We start from the raw sequence: 22,705 nt of genomic DNA, 5'->3' as shown, positions 1-22,705 counted from the left end.
ACCGGCTTTCCTGGAAGCGGAGTTCCGTCCGGACCAGGGGCGCCAACGGCAACAGGGCCCGCGGGCGCTGTCGTCGTGCGTCGGACGGCGGTTCGACGGCGGGCCCTAGATCGGCTGGATGTCCGGCGCTCCGAGCCGTGCCGCGTCCGCCGTCAGGTCGTCGGGCTGGCGCTGCGACTCCCGTTCCGCCTCCACCCGCTTCTCGTAGTGCGTGACCTCCCGGTCGATCTGGCTCTTGTCCCAGCCGAGCACCGGGGCCATCAGCTCCGCGCAGAGCCGGGCGGAACGCGTGCCCCGGTCGAAGGTCTCGATGGAGATCCGGGTCCGCCGGGTCAGCACGTCGTCGAGGTGGCGGGCGCCCTCGTGCGAGGCCGCGTAGACGATCTCGGCCTTCAGGTAGTCGTCGGCGGACGGCAGCGGCTCGCCCAGCACCGGATCTCCGGCGATCAGCTCCAGGATCTCCTCGGACATCGCGCCGTACCGGTTCAGCAGATGCTCCACCCGGGCGACGTGCAGCCCGGTCCGGGCGGCGATCCTGGCCCGCGCGTTCCACAGGGCGCGGTAGCCCTCCGCACCCAGCAGCGGGATGTCCTCGGTGACACAGTCGGCCACCCGCTGGTCGAGGCCGTGCACCGCCTCGTCGACGGCGTCCTTGGCCATCACCCGGTACGTCGTGTACTTGCCGCCCGCGACGACGACGAGGCCCGGGGCCGGATGCGCCACCGTGTGCTCGCGGGACAGCTTGCTGGTCGCGTCCGACTCGCCGGCCAGCAGGGGACGCAGTCCGGCGTAGACACCCTCGACGTCGTCCCTGGTCAGCGGGGTGGACAGGACCGAGTTGACGTGTTCCAGCAGGTAGTCGATGTCGGCACTGGACGCCGCCGGGTGGGCCTTGTCCAGATCCCAGTCGGTGTCCGTGGTGCCGATGATCCAGTGGCGGCCCCACGGGATGACGAAGAGCACGGACTTCTCGGTCCGCAGGATCAGGCCGGTGGAGGAGTGGATGCGGTCCTTCGGGACGACGAGGTGGATGCCCTTGGAGGCCCGGACGTGGAACTGGCCGCGCTCCCCGATCAGCGCCTGGGTGTCATCCGTCCAGACGCCGGTGGCGTTGACCACCTGTCTGGCCCTGACCTCGTACTCACCGCCCGCCTCGACGTCCTCCACCCGGACGCCGACGACGCGCTCGCCCTCCCGGAGGAAGCCGGTCACCCTGGCCCCGTTCGCCACGTGGGCGCCGTACCCGGCGGCGGTCCGCACCAGCGTCGCCACATAGCGGGCGTCGTCCATCTGGGCGTCGTAGTACTGCAGGGCCCCCACCAGCGCGTCCTTCTTCAGCGCGGGGGCGACCCGCAGGGCGTGGCGGCGGGTGAGGTGCCGGTGCGTGGGCAGTCCCCGGCCGTGCCCGGACGACACCGACATCGCGTCGTACAGCGCGACTCCGGAGCCCGCGTAGAGCCGCTCCCAGCCCTTGTGCTGCAACGGATAGAGGAACGGCACCGGCTTCACCAGGTGCGGGGCGAGGCGCTCCAGCAGCAGCCCGCGCTCCTTCAGCGCCTCCCGGACGAGTGCGAAGTCGAGCATCTCCAGATAGCGCAGCCCGCCGTGGATCAGCTTGCTCGACCTGCTGGACGTGCCGGACGCCCAGTCGCGCGCCTCGACCAGGCCGGTCGAGAGCCCTCTCGTGGCCGCGTCGAGTGCCGTCCCGGCGCCGACCACGCCCGCCCCCACGACCAGCACGTCCAGTTCGCGCTCGGCCATCGCTGCGAGCGCCTCGACGCGCTCCGCGGGTCCCAGTGTCGCTGTCCTCACCGCTGCCTCCCGGTAGATCGGGGTGGTCCGGGCACGGGGTGCGGTCCGACCGAGGGGGTCGGACAACCGTGCCCACCCCTCGATTCTGTCCGCGCTTCGCGACTTCAGCCACCGCCTGTGGACAACACCCGGACAACCATGGCCACACAATGCGACATATAGGTCATATTTACGCCTAGTCTGACATTGCGCTGTCCTCAGGGGTTGCGCTTTCTGTCCTCATGGTCTTAGGGAAGGACGGCCACCCACGTGCCTGCAGACCTCGCCGTCATCGGACTCGGTCACCTCGGCCTGCCCCTCGCCCAAGCCGCCGTCGCAGCCGGTATCCAGACCGTCGGCTACGACACCGACCCCCGGGCCTTCGCGGAGCTGTCCGCGGGCCGCACCCCCGTCGAGGGATCACTCCCCGCGTCCGACATCCGGCGCATGCTCTCCGGGGGATTCCGCCCCACCACCAACGAGGCCGAGCTCGGCCGGGTCCGTACCGCGGTGATCTGCGCGCCCACCCCGCTCGGCCCCGACCGCACCCTCGACCTGAGCGCCGTCGGTGAGGCGGCCCGCGCCCTCGCCGCCCGGCTGCGGCCGCACACCACGGTGCTGCTGGAATCCTCCGTACCCCCCGGCACCACGGAGAACTTCCTGCTCCCCCTCCTGGAGAAGGGCTCCGGGCTGCGCGGCGGCCGCGACTTCCACCTCGCGTACTCCCCGACCCGGCTCGACCCCGGCAACCGCACCCACGTCTACGCCAACACCCCCAAGGTCATCGGCGGCCTCACCCCCGCCTGCACCGAATCGGCCGCGGCCTTCTACAGCCGGCTCACCGACAAGGTCGTCCGCGCACGGGGCCCGCGCGAGGCCGAGATGACGAAGGTCCTGGAGACCAACTTCCGGCACGTCAACATCGCCCTGGTCAACGAGATGGCGGTGCTCTGCCACGATCTCGGCGTCGACCTCTGGGACGTCATCCGGTGCGCCGAGACCAAGCCCTTCGGCTTCCAGCCCTTCCGTCCGGGCCCCGGCGTCGGCGGCCACGGAGCCCCGGTCGACCCGGGCTTCCTCCCGTACAGCAGCCGCACCCCCGGCCACCCGCTGCGGATGGTCTCGCTCGCCCAGGAGATCAACGACCGGATGCCGCAGTACGTGATCCAGCGCTGCGCCACCCTCCTCAACGAACACGGCAAGTCCGTACGCGGCGCCCGGGTGCTGCTGCTCGGCGTCACGTACAAGCCGGACCTCGCCGACCAGGAGGCCTCCCCCGCCCGCGAGATCGCCACCCGGCTGATGGACATGGGTGCCCAGATCGGCTACCACGACCCCCACGTGCTGGACTGGCGGGTACGCGAACTCCCGGTCCCCCGGGCCGATTCGCTGTACGAGGCGGCCTCCAGCGCCGACCTCACGGTGCTGCTCCAGCACCACCGCACGTACGACCTCCAAGGGCTCGCCGTGAAGGCGCAACTGCTCCTGGACACCCGGGGCGCGACACCCGCCGGAGCCGCGCACCGGCTATGAGCACAATCCAGCCACCGAATCTCCTGGGCCGATGTCCGACGCGGCTGCTAGCCTGCGGCGTCACTTACCGCACAGCCGTGCGCATCGCCCAGGGGGGAACCCGAATGAGCCAGCCCGTACCACCGCCGAACCAGCCTTACGACGGCCAGCCGCAGGCCGGCAACCCGTATGCCGGCCAGCCCGGCCAGCCCGCCGCCCCGACCGGCAACCCGTTCGCCGGTCAGCAGCCGGGACCGTACGGCCAGCCGGGCGCCCAGTTCGGCGGCGGCGCACCGTTCGCCCCGATGGCACCGGCGCGGGACAACCTCGCGCTCGGGCTGGTCGTCGCGTTCGTGGCGGCCCTGGTCGCCGCCGGAATCTACGGCGCGATCATCGGTGCCACCAAGCACGAGATCAGCTACGCGGCCGTGGGTGTGGGCGCCATCGTCGGCTTCGCCGCGGGCAAGGTCGGCGGCCGCAACCCCGTCCTGCCGGTGCTCGGCGCCGTCTTCGCGCTGATCGGTGTCTACGCAGGGCAGCTGCTCGGTGAGGCCATCATCATCAGCAAGCAGCTCCCGCTGTCCGTCACGGACATCTTCCTCGACCACTTCAGCGACCTGAACACGGTGTGGAAGGAGGACTCCGACTTCGTCAGCGTTCTCTTCTTCCTGGTCGCCGCGGCTGTCGCGTTCTCCACGGCGAAGAAGACGGCCGACTAGTCACGGGCCACGCACCGCACACACACCGGAGGGCCCGGACGGCGATCGCCGTCCGGGCCCTCCGTCGTCCCGCGTGCGCTCAGCGGCGGTGCTGCGAGTCCGCCACCGTGACCTCGACGCGCTGGAACTCCTTGAGGTCGCTGTAGCCCGTGGTCGCCATCGCCCGGCGCAGTGCGCCGAAGATGTTCATCGAGCCGTCGGGGGTGTGCGAAGGACCGGTGAGGACCTCCTCCGTCGTCCCGACCGAGCCGAGGTCGACCAGCTTGCCGCGCGGCACGTCCTCGTGGACGGCCTCCATGCCCCAGTGCCGGCCCCGGCCCGGCGCGTCCGTCGCGCGGGCGAGCGGGGAGCCCATCATCACGGCGTCCGCACCGCAGGCGATGGCCTTCGGCAGGTCGCCGGACCAGCCGACGCCGCCGTCCGCGATCACGTGCACGTACCGGCCGCCGGACTCGTCCATGTAGTCGCGGCGGGCACCGGCCACGTCCGCGACGGCGGTCGCCATCGGGACCTGGATGCCGAAGACGTTGCGCGTGGTGTGCGCGGCACCGCCGCCGAAGCCGACCAGGACACCGGCCGCGCCGGTGCGCATCAGGTGCAGGGCGGCGGTGTACGTGGCGCAGCCGCCGACGATCACCGGGACGTCCAGCTCGTAGATGAACTGCTTCAGGTTGAGCGGCTCGGCCGCGCCCGAGACGTGCTCGGCGGAGACCGTCGTACCGCGGATGACGAAGATGTCCACACCCGCGTCGACGACCGCCTTGGAGAACTGGGCGGTGCGCTGCGGGGAGAGCGCGGCGGCGGTGACGACACCGGAGTCGCGCACCTCCTTGATGCGCTGCCCGATCAGCTCCTCCTGGATGGGGGCGGAGTAGATCTCCTGGAGCCGGCGGGTGGCCGACTCGACGGGCATCTGGGCGATCTCGTCGAGCAGCGGCTGCGGGTCGGCGTGCCGGGTCCACAGGCCTTCCAGGTTCAGCACGCCCAGTCCGCCGAGCTCACCGATGCGGATGGCGTGCTGCGGGGAGACCACGGAGTCCATGGGAGCGGCCAGGAACGGCAGCTCGAAACGGTAGGCGTCGATCTGCCAGGCGATCGAGACCTCCTTCGGGTCGCGGGTCCGGCGGCTCGGGACGACGGCGATGTCGTCGAATGCGTATGCCCGGCGGCCGCGCTTGCCGCGCCCGATCTCGATCTCAGTCACGATGTGTGGCCTTTCCCTCTACGTCTGCGCTGTCCAGTATCCCCGACACGTGCCTGAGGGGCGGTACCGGGAAGCCCGGTCCGCCCCTCACCCGCGTTGTCGCGTTACTTCCTGCTGTAGTTCGGTGCTTCGACCGTCATCTGGATGTCGTGCGGGTGGCTCTCCTTGAGGCCCGCGGAGGTGATCCGCACGAAGCGGCCCTTGCTCTCCATCTCGTCGACGGAGGCCGCGCCCACGTAGCCCATCGTCTGGCGGAGGCCGCCGACGAGCTGGTGCAGGACGTTGGCCAGCGGGCCCCGGTAGGGCACCTGGCCCTCGATGCCTTCGGGGACGAGCTTGTCGTCGGAGGACACCTCGGCCTGGAAGTACCGGTCCTTCGAGTAGGAGCGGCCCTGGCCGCGGGACTGCATCGCGCCGAGCGAACCCATGCCCCGGTACGACTTGAACTGCTTGCCGTTGATGAACTGCAGCTCGCCCGGGGACTCCTCGCAGCCCGCGAGCAGCGAGCCGAGCATCACCGCGTCCGCGCCGGCCACCAGGGCCTTGCCGATGTCGCCGGAGTACTGCAGGCCGCCGTCACCGATGACCGGGACGCCCGCCGCACGGGCCGCGAGCGCGGCCTCGTAGATCGCGGTGACCTGCGGGACGCCGATGCCGGCGACCACTCGGGTGGTACAGATCGAACCGGGGCCGACGCCCACCTTGACGCCGTCCACCCCGGCGTCGACCAGGGCCTGGGCGCCGTCGCGGGTCGCGACGTTGCCGCCGATGACGTCCACGTTCACGGCCGACTTGATCTTCGCCATCCAGTTGAGGGCGTTGCTGTTGTGGCCGTGCGAGGTGTCGACGATCAGGAAGTCCACCCCGGCCCCGGCCAGCGCCTGGGCGCGGTCCAGCGCCTCCGGGCTGGCACCGACGGCCGCGCCGACGAGCAGCCGGCCCTCGGCGTCCTTGGCCGCGTTCGGGTACTGCTCGGCCTTCTTGAAGTCCTTGACCGTGATCAGGCCCTTGAGGATGCCCGCCTCGTCGACCAGCGGAAGCTTCTCGATCTTGTGGCGGCGCAGCAGCTCCATGGCGTCCACGCCGGAGATGCCGACCCGGCCGGTGACCAGCGGCATCGGCGTCATGACCTCGCGCACCTGGCGCCCGCGGTCCGACTCGAAGGCCATGTCGCGGTTGGTGACGATGCCGAGCAGCTTGCCCGCCGGGTCGGTGACCGGTACGCCGCTGATGCGGAACTTGGCGCACAGCGCGTCGGCCTCGCCGAGCGTGGCGTCCGGGCTGACCGTGATCGGGTCGGTGACCATGCCGGACTCGGACCGCTTCACCAGGTCCACCTGGTTGACCTGGTCCTCGACCGAGAGATTGCGGTGCAGTACGCCGACGCCGCCCTGACGGGCCATGGCGATCGCCATGCGGGCCTCGGTCACCTTGTCCATCGCGGCGGACAGCAGCGGGATGTTCACGCGTACGTTCCGCGAGATGAGCGACGAGGTGTCGACCGCGTTGGGCAGCACGTCAGATGCGCCCGGCAGCAGCAGCACGTCGTCGTATGTCAGCCCGAGCGTCGCGAATTTCTCGGGCACTCCGTCGACGTTTGCAGTCATGACACCTTCCCCAAATGGCCTTGATCGGTGCGGATGTCCATGCTAACGGCCTCCGTGCGTGTCTCATTCCACGAGCAAGATCACCCGGAGGTTCTGTACCTTCCTACGGGGCCGGGAAGGCCCGGCCCACGGACCGCGAAAGCCCCGGCTCACTGCTCCGCGAGGGCCCGCAGCCGGCTCAGCGCACGGTGCTGGGCGACCCGGACCGCGCCCGGCGACATGCCCAGCAGCTGTCCGGTCTCCTCCGCGGTCAGTCCGACCGCGACGCGCAGGACCAGCAGCTCGCGCTGGTTCTCCGGGAGGTTGGCGAGGAGCCGCTTGGCCCAGGCGGCGTCGCTGCTGAGCAGCGCACGCTCCTCGGGCCCGAGTGAATCGTCCGGCCGCTCCGGCATCTCGTCGGAGGGCACCGCGGTCGATCCCGGGTGCCGCATCGCGGCCCGCTGGAGATCGGCCACCTTGTGGCCGGCGATGGCGAAGACGAAGGCTTCGAAGGGTCTGCCGGTGTCCTTGTACCGAGGCAGCGCCATCAGCACCGCGACACAGACCTCCTGCGCCAGGTCCTCCACGAAGTGGCGGGCATCACCGGGCAGCCGGTTCAGCCGGGACCTGCAGTAGCGCAGCGCGAGGGGGTGGACATGGGCCAGCAGATCGTGGGTGGCCTGCGCGTCGCCCTCGACGGCGCGGTGCACCAGGGCACCGATCACCGTCGTTCCGTCGTCGCGCATCGGACCATGGTGCCTCGGTGCCGCATCATCCGCGGCACCGCGTTCGTAGTTGTGCACCGAAGCGTTATGAGCGGGTGCGCCGGAAGTCATGTCCTGCGCCCTCCCCTTCCGCTCGACCGAATCGTTCCCGAGGAACTCCACATCTCAAGGATGCGGCATCGGCCGGGAAGCGTCACATACCGCGGGGGCGGCGGACTCCTCGGGCGGGGAACCGCCGGGCCCCGGGTCGCCCCGTCCGCCGGTGTGCGGACGGGGGGTGGATCGACTGCCGACCGTGCCCGGCCCTCAGCGGACCAGGCCCCAGCGGAAGCCGAGCGCGACGGCGTGCGCCCGGTCCGAGGCTCCGAGCTTCTTGAAAAGGCGCCTGGCGTGTGTCTTCACCGTGTCCTCCGAGAGGAACAGCTCACGGCCGATCTCCGCGTTGGAGCGGCCGTGGCTCATCCCTTCGAGCACCTGGATCTCACGCGCCGTGAGCGTGGGGGCCGCACCCATCTCCGCCGACCGCAGCCGGCGCGGGGCCAGTCGCCACGTCGGATCGGCCAACGCCTGGGTGACGGTCGCCCGGAGCTCCGCCCGGGAGGCGTCCTTGTGCAGATACCCGCGGGCCCCGGCGGCGACCGCGAGCGCGACGCCGTCCAGGTCCTCGGCGACGGTCAGCATGATGATCCTCGCTCCGGGGTCGGCGGAGAGCAGCCGCCGGACCGTCTCCACACCCCCCAGACCGGGCATGCGCACGTCCATCAGAATCAGATCCGAACGGTCGGCACCCCAGCGGCGGAGGACTTCCTCGCCGTTGGCCGCCGTCGTCACACGCTCGACGCCGGGCACGGTCGCGACCGCGCGACGGAGCGCCTCTCGGGCAAGCGGGGAGTCGTCGCAGACGAGGACGGATGTCATGACCGCCCTCCGAAGCTGATGCGCGTCACCTTGAGCCTCCAGGCTGTTACAAGTCGTCACCTGTGCGGTTGACGCTCTCGGACACCTGCCCGATCGCTTTCTAGGTCAACCGCCTCCGCACTCTCAACGATGGTCACTCGAAAGAGTTACGGGTCGGACAACAGGGTTCGGCACTCTACGTGAGGGTGCGGACACGGAGGAGAGCGCCACGGGTTCGTCCAGCCGTCAACTGAACCTTCACAGGAACGTATGCCCCATTTAGCGGGTTTTCTTCCCTTTTGCTGGTGTCTGTGACTAGATTCGCAATCAGTCATATTTACATCTACTAACACCGTAGATGTACGGTCATGAACACGGCCGACGACGGACGACAACGACGCTTCCGACTCAGCACGGTTTCGAGGGGACAAGCAATGGCAGATTTCTCCCGCCTTCCCGGACCCAACGCCGATCTGTGGGACTGGCAACTGCTGGCGGCCTGCCGAGGGGTCGACAGCTCGCTGTTCTTCCACCCCGAGGGCGAACGGGGCGCCGCCCGGAGCGCCCGCGAGAACTCCGCGAAAGAGGTCTGCATGCGGTGCCCGGTGCGCGCCGAGTGCGCGGCCCACGCCCTGGCGGTGCGCGAGCCCTACGGGGTCTGGGGCGGACTGACCGAGGACGAGCGCGAGGAGCTCATGGGGCGGGCCCGCAACCGGCTGATCTCCGCGACGGCGCCCACCGGGCCGGCGTCACCCCCCGGGCACGGCTGACCCCCACCGCCGCTCCCGTACGGCAGAAACGTTTTTTCAGGCGCGCGCAACATACCTGCCACGCTCTCGATCCGAGCGCTTTCACCACGCGCTCTCACCGGGCACTCGCATCCCGCGCTCTCGATCCGAGCGCTCTCATCCCGCGCGCTCACTCCGCAGGCGCCGCACCCCGCGGGCCCCTCAGCGGGCGGCCGCCAGCGACAGCTGGTCCAGCGTGGCCGCCACCGCCGGGACCTGCGCCAGGTCGGGCAGGGTGAGCGCGACGATCTCGCGCTCGATGGCCGGTTCCACGTCGACCGTCACGGCGCCCCGGGGGCCCACCGACTCGATCGCGAGGGCCGGCAGCACGGCCACTCCGAGACCGGCGCCGACCAGGCCGATCACCGCGGGGTAGTCATCGGTGGCGAAGTCGATCCGGGGGGTGAAGCCGGACTCCTCGCAGACCTCCACCAGCTGCCGACGGCAGCGCGGGCAGCCGGCGATCCACGGTTCTGCGGCGAGTTCCGCGATGCCCACCGACGTCCGGCCCGCCAGCGGGTGGCCGTCGGGCAGCAGCCCGATCAGCCGGTCGGTGAGCAGCGGGCGTGCCACCAGGTCGTCCCACTCCGCGCCCTGCGTGCCGTACCGGAAAGCCAGGGCGATGTCGCAGTCGCCGTCGCGCAGCATCTCCACCGAGCGGGGCGGCTCCGCCTCGACCAGGGAGACCCGGGTGCCGGGGTGCTCTGCCCGCAGCGCCGCGAGGGCGCCCGGCACCAGGCTGGAACTGCCGCTCGGGAAGGACACCAGCCGGACCCGGCCGGCCCGCAGGCCCGCGATCGCGGCGACCTCCTCCTCCGCGGCGGTGAGCCCGGCGAGGATGCCGGAGGCGTGCCGCACGAGCGCCTGACCGGCCTGCGTCAGCCGCATCTCGCGTCCGGTCCGGATGAGCAGCGTGGTGCCGGCGGAGGACTCCAGGGCCTTCATCTGCTGGCTGACCGCGGGCTGTGTGCAGCCCAGCTCGCGGGCGGCGGCGGAGAAGGAGCCGGTGGCGGACACGGCTCGCAGGACGCGGAGATGACGGGCTTCGATCACCCTTTGAATATAAGACCCTCTTGGGTAAGGGGCGAATTATTCACTTGTGACTTTGAGCCACAATAGGCTCCGCGTGCCCTTGCGGAGCCGTTAGCGTGCGGGAATGAGCGCGATGAGGGTGCTGACCGTGAACACCGGGCGGCCCGTGGCGGTGCCGTACACCGACTCTCCGGGCGGGGTGACCGGGATCGGCAAGCGACCGGTCGAGGGTCCCGTACGGGTCACGGAGCCCGGCCCCGAGGGCACCGGCGGCAGCGGTCTCGCCGGGGACGCGGTCTGCGATCTGCGGTTCCACGGCGGCTCGAACCAGGCCGTGTACGCCTACGCCCGCGAGGAGCTGGACCGCTGGGAGCAGGCGCTGGGACGCCCGCTGCCCAACGGCGCCTTCGGCGAGAACCTGACCACCGGAGGGGTGGACCTCAGGGGCGCGCTGATCGGCGAGCGCTGGCGGGTCGGCCCCGATCTGGTGCTGGAGATCACCTCGGGCCGCATCCCGTGCCGCACGTTCGCGGGCCACCTCGACGAACGCCAGTGGGTCAGGCGGTATACCCGGGCGGCCGCCCCCGGGGCGTATCTGCGGGTGATCGCGCCGGGCGCGATCCGGGCGGGCGACCCGGTGGAGATCGTCCGCCGGCCGGACCACGAGGTCACGGTGGAGCTCCAGTTCCGGGCCGTGACGACCCGCCGGGAGCTGCTGCCGCTGCTGCTCCCGGCCGGGGAGGCGCTGCACCCGGAGCCGCTGCGGCAGGCGCGGGAGTACGTGGCGCGGCAGCGGTGAGCGGGGAGCGCCGGGCGGCGCGGCGGGGGCTTCGCCGGGGGCACTAACGTGCCGCGTATGACGACTGCACTGATTACGGGCGCGACCTCCGGCATCGGGGCCGCGTTCGCGCGGCGGCTCGCGGCCGAGGGGCACAACCTGGTCCTGGTGGCCCGCGACACCGAGCGGCTGCGCGAGCAGGCCACCGAGCTGCACGACCGGCACGGCATCGAGGCCGAGGTGCTGCCCGCGGACCTGTCCCAGGACCCGGGGATCGCGGCGGTCGAGGCCCGGCTGAGCGACCGCCTCCAGTCCGTCGACCTGCTGGTCAACAACGCCGGGTTCGGCAACAGGGGCCGTTATCTGGACGTCCCCATGGCCGATGAGCTGGCGATGCTGAAGGTGCACTGCGAGGCGGTGCTGCGGCTGACCTCCGCGGCGGCCGCCGGGATGAGGGAGCGCGGCCGGGGCGGCGTGGTGAACGTGGCCTCGGTCGCGGCGTTCCTGCCGCGCGGTACGTACGGGGCGTCCAAGGCGTGGGTGGTGCAGTTCACCCAGGGCGCGGCCAAGGACATGGCGGGCTCGGGAGTGCGGCTGATGGCGCTCTGCCCCGGCTTCGTACGGACGGAGTTCCACCAGCGGGCCGGTATGGGCACGGGCAACATCCCGGGCTGGATGTGGCTGGACGCCGACAAGCTGGTGACCACGGCCCTGGCGGACCTGGCGCGGGGCAAGTCGGTCTCGGTCCCCGACCCCCGCTACAAGGCGCTCATGGGACTGGTCAAGGTGACACCGCGCGGACTGCTCGGGGGCGTCACCTCCAGGACGGGCCGCAAGTACGGACCTCAGTGACGATCGGTGCACCGTGACGCCCTCGGCCAATTGTGATCGAATGATCAGAACAGTACAACGTTCGATCATCCGCTAACGCCTGAGGGGCTGCCACCGTGCGCGAAGGTGCCGCTGAACGTCATGACCGACTGCTGAAACTGGTACGCGAACAGGGCACCGCACGGGTCTCGGAGCTCGCGGACCGGCTCGGCGTCTCCCCGGTGACGGCGCGCCGCGACGCCGAGGCGCTGGCGGCGCGGGGGCTGCTCGACCGGGTGCACGGTTCGGTCTCCTGGCCCGCCGAACGCGGACCGGCCGGCACCCCGGCGGGCGGCGGACCGGTCATCGGGATGCTGGCCCCGGCCGCCGTCTACTACTTCGCCGAGGTGATCCGCGGCGCCCACGAGGCCGCGGCCCGGCTCGGCGCCCGGCTGATCCTGCGGGTCACCGACTACCGCCCGGAGGACGACGCGGCCCACGCCGCAGGGCTGCTGGCGGCCGGGGCGCAGGGACTGCTGCTGGCCCCGAGCTGGACGGAGCTGGGCCACCCGGCCGCCTACAGCGACTGGCTCGCCCAGCTGCCCGTGGAGAAGGTCCTGGTGGAGCGGACCGGGGTGCCGGGCGGGCCGCTGGACGGTTTCGACCGGGTCTGCTCGGACCACGCGCACGGGGTGCTGCTCGCCATCCGCTACCTGCTGGAGCTGGGCCACGGGGCGCCGCTGCTGGTCGCACGGGCGGACAGCCCGACGGCGCAGGCGGTCCGGGCCGGTTACGCGCGGGGGCTGGCGGTGCTGGGGCTGCGCGCCCCGGGCCCGGTGATCGAGTCGTCCTCGGACGAGCGCGATCCGGTGCTGTTCGAGCAGGCCGCGCTCGGGCTGCGGGACGCGGTGCGGCGCGGGCGGGCGACCGCGGCCCTGATGCACAACGACGAGGACGCCATCCGGATGATGCGGCGGCTGGCCGAGCTCGGTGTCCGGGTGCCCGACGACCTGTCCCTGGTCACGTACGACGACGAGGTGGCGGCGCTCGCGGACACCCCGCTCACCGCGGTGGCGCCGCCCAAGCGGGAGGTCGGGCGCAGCGCGGCGGAACTGCTGGTCGAGCGGTTGTCGGGGGAGCGCTACGGGGTGCCCTCCGAGCTGGCGCCGAGGCGTCATGTCGCCCTGCTGCCGACGCTGCGGGTGCGGGACTCGTGCGGGCGGCCGTCGAACCGGGTGGCGGACTCGGAGACGTCCGACAGCTGAGCCCGGACGCACCGGTCTCCAGGCACCACGCCCGCCCCATAAGTAACATTTGTCCTCATTCACTGCCTCCCCTTTCGATCATTTTTCGATCATTCAATCTTTCGCTCTTGACTTCGCTCACCAGGGATCGAAACATCACGGCCAATGCCTGTTCCCGCATGTACAGGAGCTGTTCCCGTGAGCCGCAGTTGGTCCCGTCCCATCCATGCGCTGGTCGGCGCCGCCACCGCCCTCGCCGTCCTGACGGCGTGCGGCGGCAGCGCCGACGACTCCCCCGCCCATGGCACCGCAGAACACCCCGTGACCGTCTCCTTCTGGGCATGGACCAAGGGGTCGCAGGAGGTCGTGGACGCGTTCAACGCGACCCACGACACGATCAAGGTCAAGTTCGAGGAGATACCGTCCGGCGGTCTGGGCGGCTATCCGAAGATCGCCAACGCGGTGAAGGCGGGCATCGCCCCGGACCTGCTCTCCATCGAGTACCCGCAGCTCTCCGCGTTCGTCAGCCAGGGCTCCCTCCAGGACATCAGCGGCTACCTCACCGACGACATCAAGAAGAAGTTCCTGCCGCAGACCATCGAGATGACGACGCTCGGCGGCAAGAACTGGGCGGTGCCCTTCGACGCGGCGCCGCAGGTCTTCTACTACCGCAAGGACTTCTTCACCGAGCACCGCATCGCGCCGCCGAAGACCTGGGACGACTTCCGGACCGCCGCCGCCGAGGTCAAGAAGGCGGCGCCGAAGACCAGGATCGCCACCTTCTTCCCGGACGACCCGACCTTCTTCCAGGCTCTGGCCTGGCAGGCCGGTGCCCAGTGGTTCAGCGCGGGCAAGGACGCCTGGAAGGTCGACACCACCGACCCCGCCTCGAAGCGGACCGCGGAGTACTGGCAGGGGCTCATCGACGACAAACTGGTGAGCACCGCCTCCTCGTTCAGCCCGGAGTGGACCAGCTCCCTGAAGCAGGGCACCACGGTCGGCTACCTCGGCGCCTCCTGGAGCGCGGGGGTGCTCGCGGGCATCGTCCCCGAGGAGAAGGGCAAGTGGGCGGCCCTGCCGCTGCCCAGCTGGGAGGCGGACAAGCCCTCCAGCGGGATGGTCGGCGGCTCCACCTTCGCCGTGAGCAAGAACAGCAAGAAGGCCGCGGCCGCCGTCGAGTTCGCGCTGTGGATGTCCACCCACCAGGACGCCATCAACGCCCGGATCGGGGCGAGCACGTCGAGCGCGCTGCCCGCCTCCCCCGCGATGGTGCCGATCGCCCGCAAGGCCTTCGACACCAGCTTCTACGGAGGCCAGGACCTGTACGGCCTGTTCACGAAGGCGGGCGCCTCGATCGGGCCCGACTGGGTGTGGGGTCCGAGTCCCGGCGCCACCAACTCCGCACTCGGCGACGAACTCGGTGAGGTCGTCGGCGGCGGCTCCACCCTGCCGCATGCGATCAGGACCGCCCATGACGCCACTGTCGCCGATCTCAAGAAGCGCGGCCTGAAGGTCGAGGAGCCCTCATGAGCACGCCTCCCACATCCGGTACCCGCCCCGGCGGGCTGAGCGCGAAGGCCCGCACCCGGATCGCGGCCGGTACCTTCCTCACCCCGTTCTTCGTCCTGTTCACCGTCGCGATGATCATCCCGGTCTGCTACGCGCTCTGGCTGAGCCTCTTCACCGAGAAGCAGTCCGGACTCGGGTTCGACGGTCCCCGTACCGTCTTCGACGGGCTCGGGAACTACGCCTCCGCCCTCGGCGACCAGGCGTTCCGCGACGGCTTCTGGGTGCTCCTCGGCTACTGCGCCTTCTACATCCCGCTGATGGCCGGCGGTGCGATCGTGCTGGCGCTGCTGCTGGACACCGCGCTGGCCCGCGCCCGGCGCTTCTTCCAGCTGGCGCTGTTCCTGCCGCACGCCATCCCGGGGCTGATCGCCGCGCTGATCTGGATCTACCTGTACACGCCGCAGCTCAGCCCGGTCGTCAAGGCGATGGAGTCGGGCGGCATCGGCTTCGACTTCTTCTCTTCCCAGGGCACGCTGCCCTCCATCGTCAACATCGCGCTGTGGGAGTGGCTCGGCTACAACGTGGTGATCTTCTACGCCGCGCTGCAGGCCGTCGACCGCTCGCTGCTGGAGGCCGCGACCGTGGACGGAGCGGGGAACTGGCGGATCGCCTTCTCCATCAAGCTCCCGCTGATCCGCTCCTCGCTGGTGATGGTGCTCCTCTTCACCATCATCGGCTCGCTCCAGCTGTTCACCGAGCCGCTGATCCTGAACCGGGGCTCGGGCTCGGCCGTGACCAGCACCTGGACCCCGAACATGTACGCCTACAGCGCCGCCTTCGAGCGCAACGACTACGGCCTCGCCGCGGCCGCCTCCGTGCTCATCGCCCTCGTCGCCGCCGCGCTCTCCTTCGTCGTCACGCGCTTCACCAACAACCGCAAGGAGGCACGGGCATGACCTCCCCCGTCATGATCGATCCGGCCGCCCCGACCCGCACCCCCGCCCGCGCCGAGGGCCGCGCGCCCGTCGGTACGGGAGGGGCCCGGTCCAGCCGCTGGCTGTCGAAGACCGCGGTCAACGGCGTGCTGGTGATCGCCGCCGTCTACACGCTGTTCCCGCTGATCTGGCTGGTCACCGCGGCCACCAAGGACGCCGGAAACCTGCTGGGCGGTGACGTCTTCTCCTTCGAGGGCTTCAACCTCGGCGGCAACCTCTCCGCCCTGTCCACGTACCAGGACGGCGTCTACTTCCGCTGGTACGGCAACTCCCTGCTGTACGCGGGCATCGGAGCGCTCGGCTGCTCGCTGGTCAGCGTCGCCGCGGGGTACGCCTTCGACAAGTACCGCTTCCGGGGCAAGGAGAAGCTGTTCGCGCTCGTCCTGCTCGGGGTGCTGCTGCCCTCCACCGCGCTGTCCCTGCCGCTCTACCTGCTGGCCGTGAAGACGGGGACCGTCAACACCTACTGGGCGGTCCTGATCCCGTCCCTGGTGAACCCGTTCGGTGTGTACCTCTCCCGGATCTTCAGCGCCGGTTACATACCGGACGAGGTCCTGGAGGCCGCCCGGATCGACGGGGCGGGCGAGATGCGCACGTTCTGGTCGGTGGGTCTGCGCATGGTCATGCCGGGGTTCGTGACCGTCTTCCTCTTCCAGTTCACCGCGATCTGGAACAACTTCTTCCTCCCCCTGGTCATGCTCTCGGACAAGAAGCTCTACCCGCTGAGCCTGGGCCTCTACAACTGGCACAGCACCGCCAACGCCGATCCCACCTTCTATCCGATGGTCGTCACCGGATCCCTCCTCGCCGTCGCTCCGCTGATCATCGCCTTCATCACCCTGCAACGTCACTGGAAGGCCGGTCTCACCGCCGGCAGCGTCAAGTGACATCCGAGGAGCCCGAGTTCCACCATGCACCACACCACTGACAACCGGCCCGCCGCGCTCCTGGCGATGGGACCGGGGATCGCCGAACGGCTGCTCACCCCCGCTCAGCGGGACCGGCTGACCGGCCTCGTCCGCACCGATCCGGATCTCGTCGCCCACCGGCTGGCCGACCCCTCCCCGCGGGTCGCCGCCGCGCTGGCCGAGGCCGAGGTCCTGCTCACCGGCTGGGGCGCGCCCCCGCTCACCGAGGCGGTCCTGGCGGCCGCGCCCCGGCTGCGGGCGGTCGTCCACGCCGCGGGCAGCGTCAAGCACCACATCACGGACGCGTGCTGGGACCGGGGCATCCAGGTCACCTCCGTGGCCGGCGCGAACGCCCGGCCGGTGGCCGAGTACACGCTGGCCGCGATCCTCTTCGCGGGCAAGAACGTGCTCGGCAGCGCCCGCCGCTACCGGGAGCTGCGCGCCGCGCACGACTGGCGCGAGGAGCTCGACGGCTGGGGCAACCACGGCCGCACGGTCGGCATCGTCGGCGCGTCCCGTACCGGGCGCCGTGTCATCGAGCTGCTGCGGCCGTTCGACTTCGAGGTCCTGGTGTACGACCCGTACCTGGAGCCCGCCGCGGCCGCCCGGCTCGGTGCGGAGCCGGTCGCCCTCGACGAGCTCTGTGCCCGCAGCGGGATCGTCTCCGTCCACGCGCCGGAGCTGCCGGCCACCCGTCGGCTGATCGGCGCCGCGCAACTGGCGGCCATGCCGGACGGCTCCACGCTGATCAACACCGCACGCGGTTCGCTGATCGACGAACCGGCCCTGGTCACGGAGCTGGTACGGGGCCGGCTGCACGCCGTCCTGGACGTGACGGACCCCGACCTGCCGCCGGAGTCCTCACCGCTCTACGACCTGCCGAACGTGCTGCTGACCCCGCACATCGCGGGCTCGCTCGGCAACGAGCTGCACCGGATGGCGGACCAGGCCCTGGACGAGCTGCAACGCTTCGCGAACGGCCGCCCGTTCGCGGACCCGGTCCACGGGGACGCGCTCCCGCGCTCGGCGTAGCAGACCAAGCCCCTCCGGCGGTTGAGGCCCGCCCGGCCAGTTCAAGCCTCGCCGGCGTTTGAGGAGCGGGGGTCCGGGGGCAGCGCCCCCGGGGCTCCGCCCCGGACCCAGCGCCTCAAACGCCGGCGAGGCCGGTTCGCACGCGAAAGGCCCGGCACCCTCGCGGGGTGCCGGGCCTCACCGCTTGCGCGGAGAGCTACGCGCTAGTGGGAGTGACCGTGGCCGTGACCGGCCTCGGCCTCTTCCTCGGCCGGCTTCTCGACGACCAGGGTCTCGGTCGTGAGCAGCAGCGACGCGATGGACGCGGCGTTCTCCAGGGCGGAGCGGGTGACCTTGACCGGGTCGATGACGCCGGCCTTGACCAGGTCGCCGTACTCGCCGGTCGCGGCGTTGAAGCCCTGGCCCTTGTCGAGCTCGGAGACCTTCGAGGTGATGACGTAGCCCTCAAGGCCGGCGTTCTCCGCGATCCAGCGGAGCGGCTCGACGGCGGCGCGGCGCACGACCGCGACACCGGTGGCCTCGTCGCCGGTCTTGCCGAGGTTGTCCTCAAGGACCTTGACGGCGTGGACCAGAGCGGAGCCACCACCGGAGACGATGCCCTCCTCGACCGCGGCGCGGGTCGCGGAGATGGCGTCCTCCAGACGGTGCTTCTTCTCCTTGAGCTCCACCTCGGTGGCCGCACCGACGCGGATCACGCAGACCCCGCCGGCCAGCTTCGCCAGGCGCTCCTGGAGCTTCTCGCGGTCCCAGTCGGAGTCCGTGGACTCGATCTCGGCCTTGATCTGGTTGACGCGGCCGGTGACCTCGTCGGACTTGCCGCCACCGTCGACGATGGTGGTGTCGTCCTTGGAGACGGTCACGCGGCGGGCGGTGCCCAGCACGTCCAGACCGGCCTGGTCGAGCTTGAGGCCGACCTCCTCGGCGATGACGGTCGCACCGGTGAGGGTGGCGATGTCACCGAGCATGGCCTTGCGGCGGTCACCGAAGCCGGGGGCCTTCACCGCGACGGCGTTGAAGGTGCCGCGGATCTTGTTGACGACCAGGGTCGACAGGGCCTCGCCCTCGACGTCCTCGGCGATGATCAGCAGCGGCTTCGAGGCACCGGCCTGGATGACCTTCTCCAGGAGCGGCAGCAGCTCCTGGATCGAGCCGATCTTGCCCTGGTGGATCAGGATGTACGGGTCGTCGAGGACGGCCTCCATACGCTCCTGGTCGGTCACCATGTACGGGGACAGGTAGCCCTTGTCGAAGGCCATGCCCTCGGTGAACTCAAGGTCCAGTCCGAAGGTGTTGGACTCCTCGACGGTGATGACACCGTCCTTGCCGACCTTGTCCATCGCGTCCGCGATGAGGTCGCCGACCTGGCTGTCCTGCGCGGAGAGCGCGGCCACCGCGGCGATGTCGGACTTGTCGTCGATCGGGCGGGCCGTCGCGAGGAGCTCCTCGGACACGGCCTTGACCGCGGCGTCGATGCCCTTCTTCAGGGCGGCCGGGGACGCACCCGCGGCGACGTTGCGCAGGCCCTCGCGGACGAGCGCCTGGGCGAGCACGGTGGCGGTGGTCGTACCGTCACCCGCTACGTCGTTGGTCTTGGTCGCCACCTCCTTCACCAGCTGGGCACCGAGGTTCTCGTACGGGTCGTCGAGCTCGACCTCGCGCGCGATGGTGACACCGTCGTTGGTGATGGTGGGCGCACCGAACTTCTTGTCGATGACGACGTTGCGGCCCTTGGGGCCGATCGTCACCTTCACCGTGTCGGCAAGCTTGTTGACGCCGCGCTCAAGGGCGCGACGGGCGTCCTCGTCGAACTTCAGGATCTTCGCCATGGAGCTGAACTGTCCTCTCAAAACAAGAACTGCGCCCCTCGCCGCCCGGCTAGTTATGTCGCAGGGGGCCAGGGGCGCAGAACAGAAGCAAACGTTGGGTGAATTACTTCTCGATGATCGCGAGCACGTCGCGAGCCGAGAGGACGAGGTACTCCTCGCCGTTGTACTTCACCTCGGTGCCGCCGTACTTGCTGTACAGCACGACATCGCCGGTCTTGACGTCGAGCGGAAGGCGCTCGCCGTTCTCGAAGCGGCCCGGGCCCACGGCCAGGACGACGCCCTCCTGGGGCTTCTCCTTGGCGGTGTCGGGAATGACCAGGCCGGAGGCCGTGGTCTGCTCGGCGTCGAGCGGCTGGACCACAATGCGGTCCTCAAGCGGCTTGATCGCAACCTTGGTGCTGGCGGTCGACACGATCCGGTCTCCCCCTTCGGAGATCTCACGGGGTTAACAGTCTTTGGGTGGCGACCAGGTGGGCCCGTCGTCGCGGGTGCCGGACCTGCCGGTCGCACAGTACTGCTGGCACTCTCCAGTGGGGAGTGCCAGCACTGAGACTATGACCGCGGTTAGCACTCGGTCAAGCGGAGTGCCAATTCACGCCCCTCGTGGCGCCCGCGCCGGACGGCTCGACGCTCCGGACCGGCCGGAACCGTGCCTTCCTCCAGGACAACGCCCCGTCCACCCGCACCGTTCCGGACGTCTCCGCCGGGCGGCCCGGCCTCCCCCGGCCGGGGCGAACGCCCGCAGGAGACGGCGACCAGTGCCTCTGGCGCCCCGTGGTCACCCCGCACCCCCGCGGCGCGCGAGCCCGGCGGCACGGCCGGCGGGTTCACCCGCTGCGCGGCCTTGCGGCCGAGCCGTTCGATCGGGTCCACCGACTGCGCGCAGCCGGTTGTGGCGGTCAGGAGCGCACCGGCGGCCAGCAGTCCGGCCAGCAGCCGGTGCGCCCTTCTCATACGTAGTCCTCCAGCCGGGCCACGGCGTATCCCTTGTCCGTGATGACCTTCATGACGGCCCGGATCATGTCGGGCATGGAGCCCTTCCAGTCCTTCTCGCCCCGGAAGTGCGTGAGGATGATGTCTCCGGGGTGCAGGTCCTGGTCCTCCTCCCGCCACTCCATGTGGTCGGGGAACGCCTCCTCCGACCACAGGGGCACGGCGGTGATGCCGCAGGACTTGGCGATCCGCAGGGTGTCGCCGTTGTAGTTGCCGTACGGCGGCCGGAAGAGCCGCGGGCGCTCGCCGTACTGCTCCTGGAGGATGTCCTGCTGGTCGCAGATCTCCTGCTTCTGCTCGTCGTAGGAGAGACCGGGCAGATAGCGGTGGTTGAGCGTGTGGTTGTTGATGGTGACGCCCCGGGCCTGCGCGTCCTTGAAGTACCCGTAGTCGTCGCGCACCAGGTAGTCGCTGAGGAAGGCGCTGTACGGGATGTTCAGGTCCGACATCATCCGCAGCAGCTCGGGGTCCTTGTCGTCCCCGTCGTCCATCGTCAGGAAGACGATCTTCTTGTCGGTCGGGACCGTGGTGAAGACCGGCGGCAGCGAGTCGTCACCGCCCTCGACCTCGAAGCCCTTGCGGGTGGTGATGTGCGGCTTCACCGGGGGCGGGACCGGCGCCGCCAGCGGGGTGCTCGCCAGGCCCCACTTCTTGGCGGCGACCGCGCGGGCGGCCTGGGCGAGCCGCGCCTTCTCGGCCTGCGCGGCGCGGGTGCCGGCCGCTCCCGCGTTCCCGGCCTGGCCGCCCGGCTGCCCGGCGAGGGCCTTGGCGCCCTGTCCCGCTCCCGCGTCGGTACGGCTGTCGGTCCCGGCCGCGCAGCCGGAGCCGACCGCGGCGACCAGAAGCGCGGCCAGGACCGCGTAACCGGGCCGGCGCCGCAGGTATCGCCGCCCGCGCCCCGTACCGCCCTGCCCCTGCTCCACCTGTCCAGGTCTGCGCCTCTTCATGATGAATTCTTCCTTTTGTCGTACAAGCTGCATGGCGCCGCATCCTGCCAGTCCAAGATCGGGCTCCCTGGCCGACACCGCCGCACGACCCGCACGGTCCCCCGGCTGGCTCACAATGGGACAGGTGAACGCTCTCGCCCCGACCGGCCCGCCCGACGGCCCCGGCCCCTCCGGCCCCTCCGGCGCCCCCGATCCCCTCGCCGGCTTCCTGGCCCTGCGCACCCCCGAGGGTGCCGAGCTGCTGGCCGGGCTGCGCTCGTACGACCCCGCCACCGAACTCGCCACCGCCACCCGGCTGCGCCGCACCCACCCGGCCGGCCTGGTCTCCGCGGCGCTGGGGCAGGCGCGGCTGCGGCAGCGGGCGGTGGCGAAGTTCGGCGCGGAGGACGCGCACCGGATGTTCTTCACGCCGAACGGGGTGGAGCAGGCGACCCGCACCTCGGTGGCGGCCCACCGCGCCGGACGGTTCGCGGGCGCCGGGGTCCGCAGCGTCGCCGACCTCTGCTGCGGGATCGGCGGCGACGCCATCGCGCTGGCCCGCGCCGGGATCTCCGTCCTCGCCGTGGACCGCGACCCGCTGACCGCGGAGGTGGCCAGGGCCAACGCCGCCGCGCTCGGCCTGGACGCGCTGATCGAGGTGCGGTGCGCCGATGTCACGGAGATCGACGCCTCGCCCTACGACGCGGTGTTCGTCGACCCGGCCCGGCGGGGCGGCCGGGGCCGGATCTTCGACCCGGAGGCCTACTCCCCGCCGCTGTCCTGGGCGACCGCCGCCGCGCTGAAGGCCCCGCGAGCGGCGCTGAAGATCGCCCCCGGCGTCCCGCACGAGACGATCGGCCCGCGGGCGGAGGCCGAGTGGATCTCGGACGGCGGCGACGTGAAGGAGGCGGTGCTCTGGTTCGGCGAGGGCTTCGAGGCGGGCGCCTACCGCGCCACCCTGCTCCCGTCCGGGGCCACCCTGTCGGCCCCGGCCGTGCTGCCCGCCCCGCCGGTCGGACCGGTCGGCCGGTATCTGTACGAGCCGGACGGCGCGGTGATCCGGGCCCACCTGGTCGCGGACATCGCGGACCGGTGCGGCGGCCGGCTGATCGACGAGATGATCGCGTACGTCACGAGCGACGAGCTGTACGACTCCCCGTACGCCGCCGGGTACGAGATCACCGATCAGCTGCCGTTCAACATGAAGCGGCTCAAGGCGCTGCTGCGGGAGCGGAAGGTCGGCGTCCTGACGGTCAAGAAGCGCGGCTCGCCGGTCGAACCGGAGGAACTGCGCCGGAAGATGAAGCTCCAGGGCCCCAACCGGGCCACCGTCTTCCTGACCCGGGTCGCGGACGCCCCGACGATGCTGATCGGCCACCCGGTGACCGGCCCGGAGGCCGGCCACCGGTAGCGGCGGCGGCACTCCGGAG

The 22,705-nt window shown here is 71.0% G+C and carries 21 protein-coding genes; 11 read left to right on the top strand and 10 right to left on the bottom strand.

Annotated features, from left to right (window positions below):
• Positions 1–105: 105 nt before the first annotated feature.
• A complete protein-coding gene (locus tag ACIP89_RS10880; RefSeq protein WP_402114270.1) occupies positions 106–1,812 on the bottom strand; it encodes a glycerol-3-phosphate dehydrogenase/oxidase in 1,707 nt (568 codons plus the stop codon).
• A gap of 249 nt (positions 1,813–2,061) precedes the next feature.
• Here ACIP89_RS10880 and ACIP89_RS10875 point away from each other — a divergent pair, with 249 nt between their 5' ends.
• Together ACIP89_RS10875 and ACIP89_RS10870 are read left to right on the top strand one after the other, a co-directional pair.
• Positions 2,062–3,324 carry a nucleotide sugar dehydrogenase gene (locus ACIP89_RS10875; protein WP_073732617.1) on the top strand — a complete coding sequence of 421 codons (1,263 nt, stop codon included), beginning with the start codon at positions 2,062–2,064 and terminating at the stop codon, positions 3,322–3,324.
• A gap of 104 nt (positions 3,325–3,428) precedes the next feature.
• Positions 3,429–4,022: a hypothetical protein gene (locus ACIP89_RS10870; protein ID WP_402114269.1), complete on the top strand. Its 594-nt coding sequence runs from the start codon at positions 3,429–3,431 to the stop codon at positions 4,020–4,022.
• A gap of 79 nt (positions 4,023–4,101) precedes the next feature.
• Here the strand turns inward: ACIP89_RS10870 and ACIP89_RS10865 are convergent, their stop codons facing one another.
• The 4 genes from ACIP89_RS10865 to ACIP89_RS10850 all read right to left on the bottom strand — a co-directional run bounded on the left by ACIP89_RS10865 (position 4,102) and on the right by ACIP89_RS10850 (position 8,455).
• Complete coding sequence (locus ACIP89_RS10865; protein ID WP_024490221.1) at positions 4,102–5,226, bottom strand: GuaB3 family IMP dehydrogenase-related protein; 1,125 nt, start codon at positions 5,224–5,226, stop codon at positions 4,102–4,104.
• Between the two features lie 104 nt (positions 5,227–5,330).
• Positions 5,331–6,833, bottom strand: a complete 1,503-nt coding sequence (gene guaB / locus ACIP89_RS10860; RefSeq protein ID WP_401923567.1) for an IMP dehydrogenase — start codon at positions 6,831–6,833, stop codon at positions 5,331–5,333.
• Between the two features lie 149 nt (positions 6,834–6,982).
• On the bottom strand, positions 6,983–7,558 hold the full coding sequence (locus ACIP89_RS10855) for a sigma-70 family RNA polymerase sigma factor (RefSeq protein ID WP_073732620.1): 576 nt from the start codon (positions 7,556–7,558) through the stop codon (positions 6,983–6,985).
• A gap of 285 nt (positions 7,559–7,843) precedes the next feature.
• The gene (locus ACIP89_RS10850; RefSeq protein ID WP_003948568.1) at positions 7,844–8,455 is read right to left on the bottom strand and encodes a response regulator transcription factor; all 612 of its coding nucleotides are present in this window, start codon (positions 8,453–8,455) and stop codon (positions 7,844–7,846) included.
• A 413-nt stretch (positions 8,456–8,868) separates the two neighbouring features.
• Between ACIP89_RS10850 and ACIP89_RS10845 the strand changes: the two genes are divergently transcribed.
• A complete protein-coding gene (locus ACIP89_RS10845; protein WP_401923563.1) occupies positions 8,869–9,204 on the top strand; it encodes a WhiB family transcriptional regulator in 336 nt (111 codons plus the stop codon).
• 180 nt (positions 9,205–9,384) lie between these two features.
• On the opposite strand, the gene ACIP89_RS10840 is transcribed toward ACIP89_RS10845, so the two are convergent.
• Complete coding sequence (locus ACIP89_RS10840) at positions 9,385–10,275, bottom strand: LysR family transcriptional regulator (RefSeq protein ID WP_401923561.1); 891 nt, start codon at positions 10,273–10,275, stop codon at positions 9,385–9,387.
• Positions 10,276–10,387: 112 nt separating this feature from the next.
• On the opposite strand from ACIP89_RS10840, the gene ACIP89_RS10835 reads away from it, so the two are divergent.
• From ACIP89_RS10835 to ACIP89_RS10805, 7 genes are all read left to right on the top strand, one after another.
• Positions 10,388–11,053, top strand: coding sequence for an MOSC domain-containing protein (locus ACIP89_RS10835; protein ID WP_402114589.1), 666 nt, complete (start codon positions 10,388–10,390; stop codon positions 11,051–11,053).
• Positions 11,054–11,110: 57 nt separating this feature from the next.
• On the top strand, positions 11,111–11,884 hold the full coding sequence (locus ACIP89_RS10830; protein ID WP_401923558.1) for an SDR family NAD(P)-dependent oxidoreductase: 774 nt from the start codon (positions 11,111–11,113) through the stop codon (positions 11,882–11,884).
• Between the two features lie 95 nt (positions 11,885–11,979).
• The gene (locus ACIP89_RS10825) at positions 11,980–13,107 is read left to right on the top strand and encodes a substrate-binding domain-containing protein (RefSeq protein ID WP_402114268.1); all 1,128 of its coding nucleotides are present in this window, start codon (positions 11,980–11,982) and stop codon (positions 13,105–13,107) included.
• Positions 13,108–13,284: 177 nt separating this feature from the next.
• On the top strand, positions 13,285–14,616 hold the full coding sequence (locus tag ACIP89_RS10820) for an ABC transporter substrate-binding protein (protein ID WP_401928493.1): 1,332 nt from the start codon (positions 13,285–13,287) through the stop codon (positions 14,614–14,616).
• Positions 14,613–15,551: a sugar ABC transporter permease gene (locus ACIP89_RS10815; RefSeq protein WP_311303719.1), complete on the top strand. Its 939-nt coding sequence runs from the start codon at positions 14,613–14,615 to the stop codon at positions 15,549–15,551. The genes ACIP89_RS10820 and ACIP89_RS10815 overlap by 4 nt, the downstream gene beginning before the upstream one ends.
• Entirely contained in the window at positions 15,548–16,477 is a 930-nt protein-coding gene (locus tag ACIP89_RS10810; RefSeq protein ID WP_401923549.1) for a carbohydrate ABC transporter permease, read from the top strand. Before ACIP89_RS10815 ends, ACIP89_RS10810 begins: the two co-directional genes overlap by 4 nt.
• Positions 16,478–16,501: 24 nt before the next feature.
• Positions 16,502–17,530, top strand: coding sequence for a hydroxyacid dehydrogenase (locus ACIP89_RS10805; protein WP_401923547.1), 1,029 nt, complete (start codon positions 16,502–16,504; stop codon positions 17,528–17,530).
• A gap of 203 nt (positions 17,531–17,733) precedes the next feature.
• Here the strand turns inward: ACIP89_RS10805 and groL are convergent, their stop codons facing one another.
• From groL to ACIP89_RS10785, 4 genes are all read right to left on the bottom strand, one after another.
• The gene (groL, locus tag ACIP89_RS10800; RefSeq protein ID WP_401923544.1) at positions 17,734–19,356 is read right to left on the bottom strand and encodes a chaperonin GroEL; all 1,623 of its coding nucleotides are present in this window, start codon (positions 19,354–19,356) and stop codon (positions 17,734–17,736) included.
• A gap of 103 nt (positions 19,357–19,459) precedes the next feature.
• Complete coding sequence (gene groES, locus ACIP89_RS10795; protein ID WP_093540722.1) at positions 19,460–19,768, bottom strand: co-chaperone GroES; 309 nt, start codon at positions 19,766–19,768, stop codon at positions 19,460–19,462.
• A 152-nt stretch (positions 19,769–19,920) separates the two neighbouring features.
• Positions 19,921–20,310, bottom strand: a complete 390-nt coding sequence (locus ACIP89_RS10790; RefSeq protein WP_402114266.1) for a hypothetical protein — start codon at positions 20,308–20,310, stop codon at positions 19,921–19,923.
• On the bottom strand, positions 20,307–21,296 hold the full coding sequence (locus ACIP89_RS10785; RefSeq protein ID WP_402114264.1) for a polysaccharide deacetylase family protein: 990 nt from the start codon (positions 21,294–21,296) through the stop codon (positions 20,307–20,309). The genes ACIP89_RS10790 and ACIP89_RS10785 overlap by 4 nt, the downstream gene beginning before the upstream one ends.
• Before the next feature lie 115 nt (positions 21,297–21,411).
• Here ACIP89_RS10785 and ACIP89_RS10780 point away from each other — a divergent pair, with 115 nt between their 5' ends.
• Positions 21,412–22,686: a methyltransferase domain-containing protein gene (locus ACIP89_RS10780; RefSeq protein ID WP_402114261.1), complete on the top strand. Its 1,275-nt coding sequence runs from the start codon at positions 21,412–21,414 to the stop codon at positions 22,684–22,686.
• The last annotated feature ends 19 nt before the right edge of the window (positions 22,687–22,705 follow it).

Origin of the sequence: Streptomyces sp. NPDC088730, from assembly GCF_044751215.1 — a bacterium.
Taxonomy (GTDB): domain Bacteria; phylum Actinomycetota; class Actinomycetes; order Streptomycetales; family Streptomycetaceae; genus Streptomyces.
The sequence above is the reverse complement of the archived record's forward strand: the minus strand, read 5'-3'. Positions and strand labels throughout refer to the sequence as shown.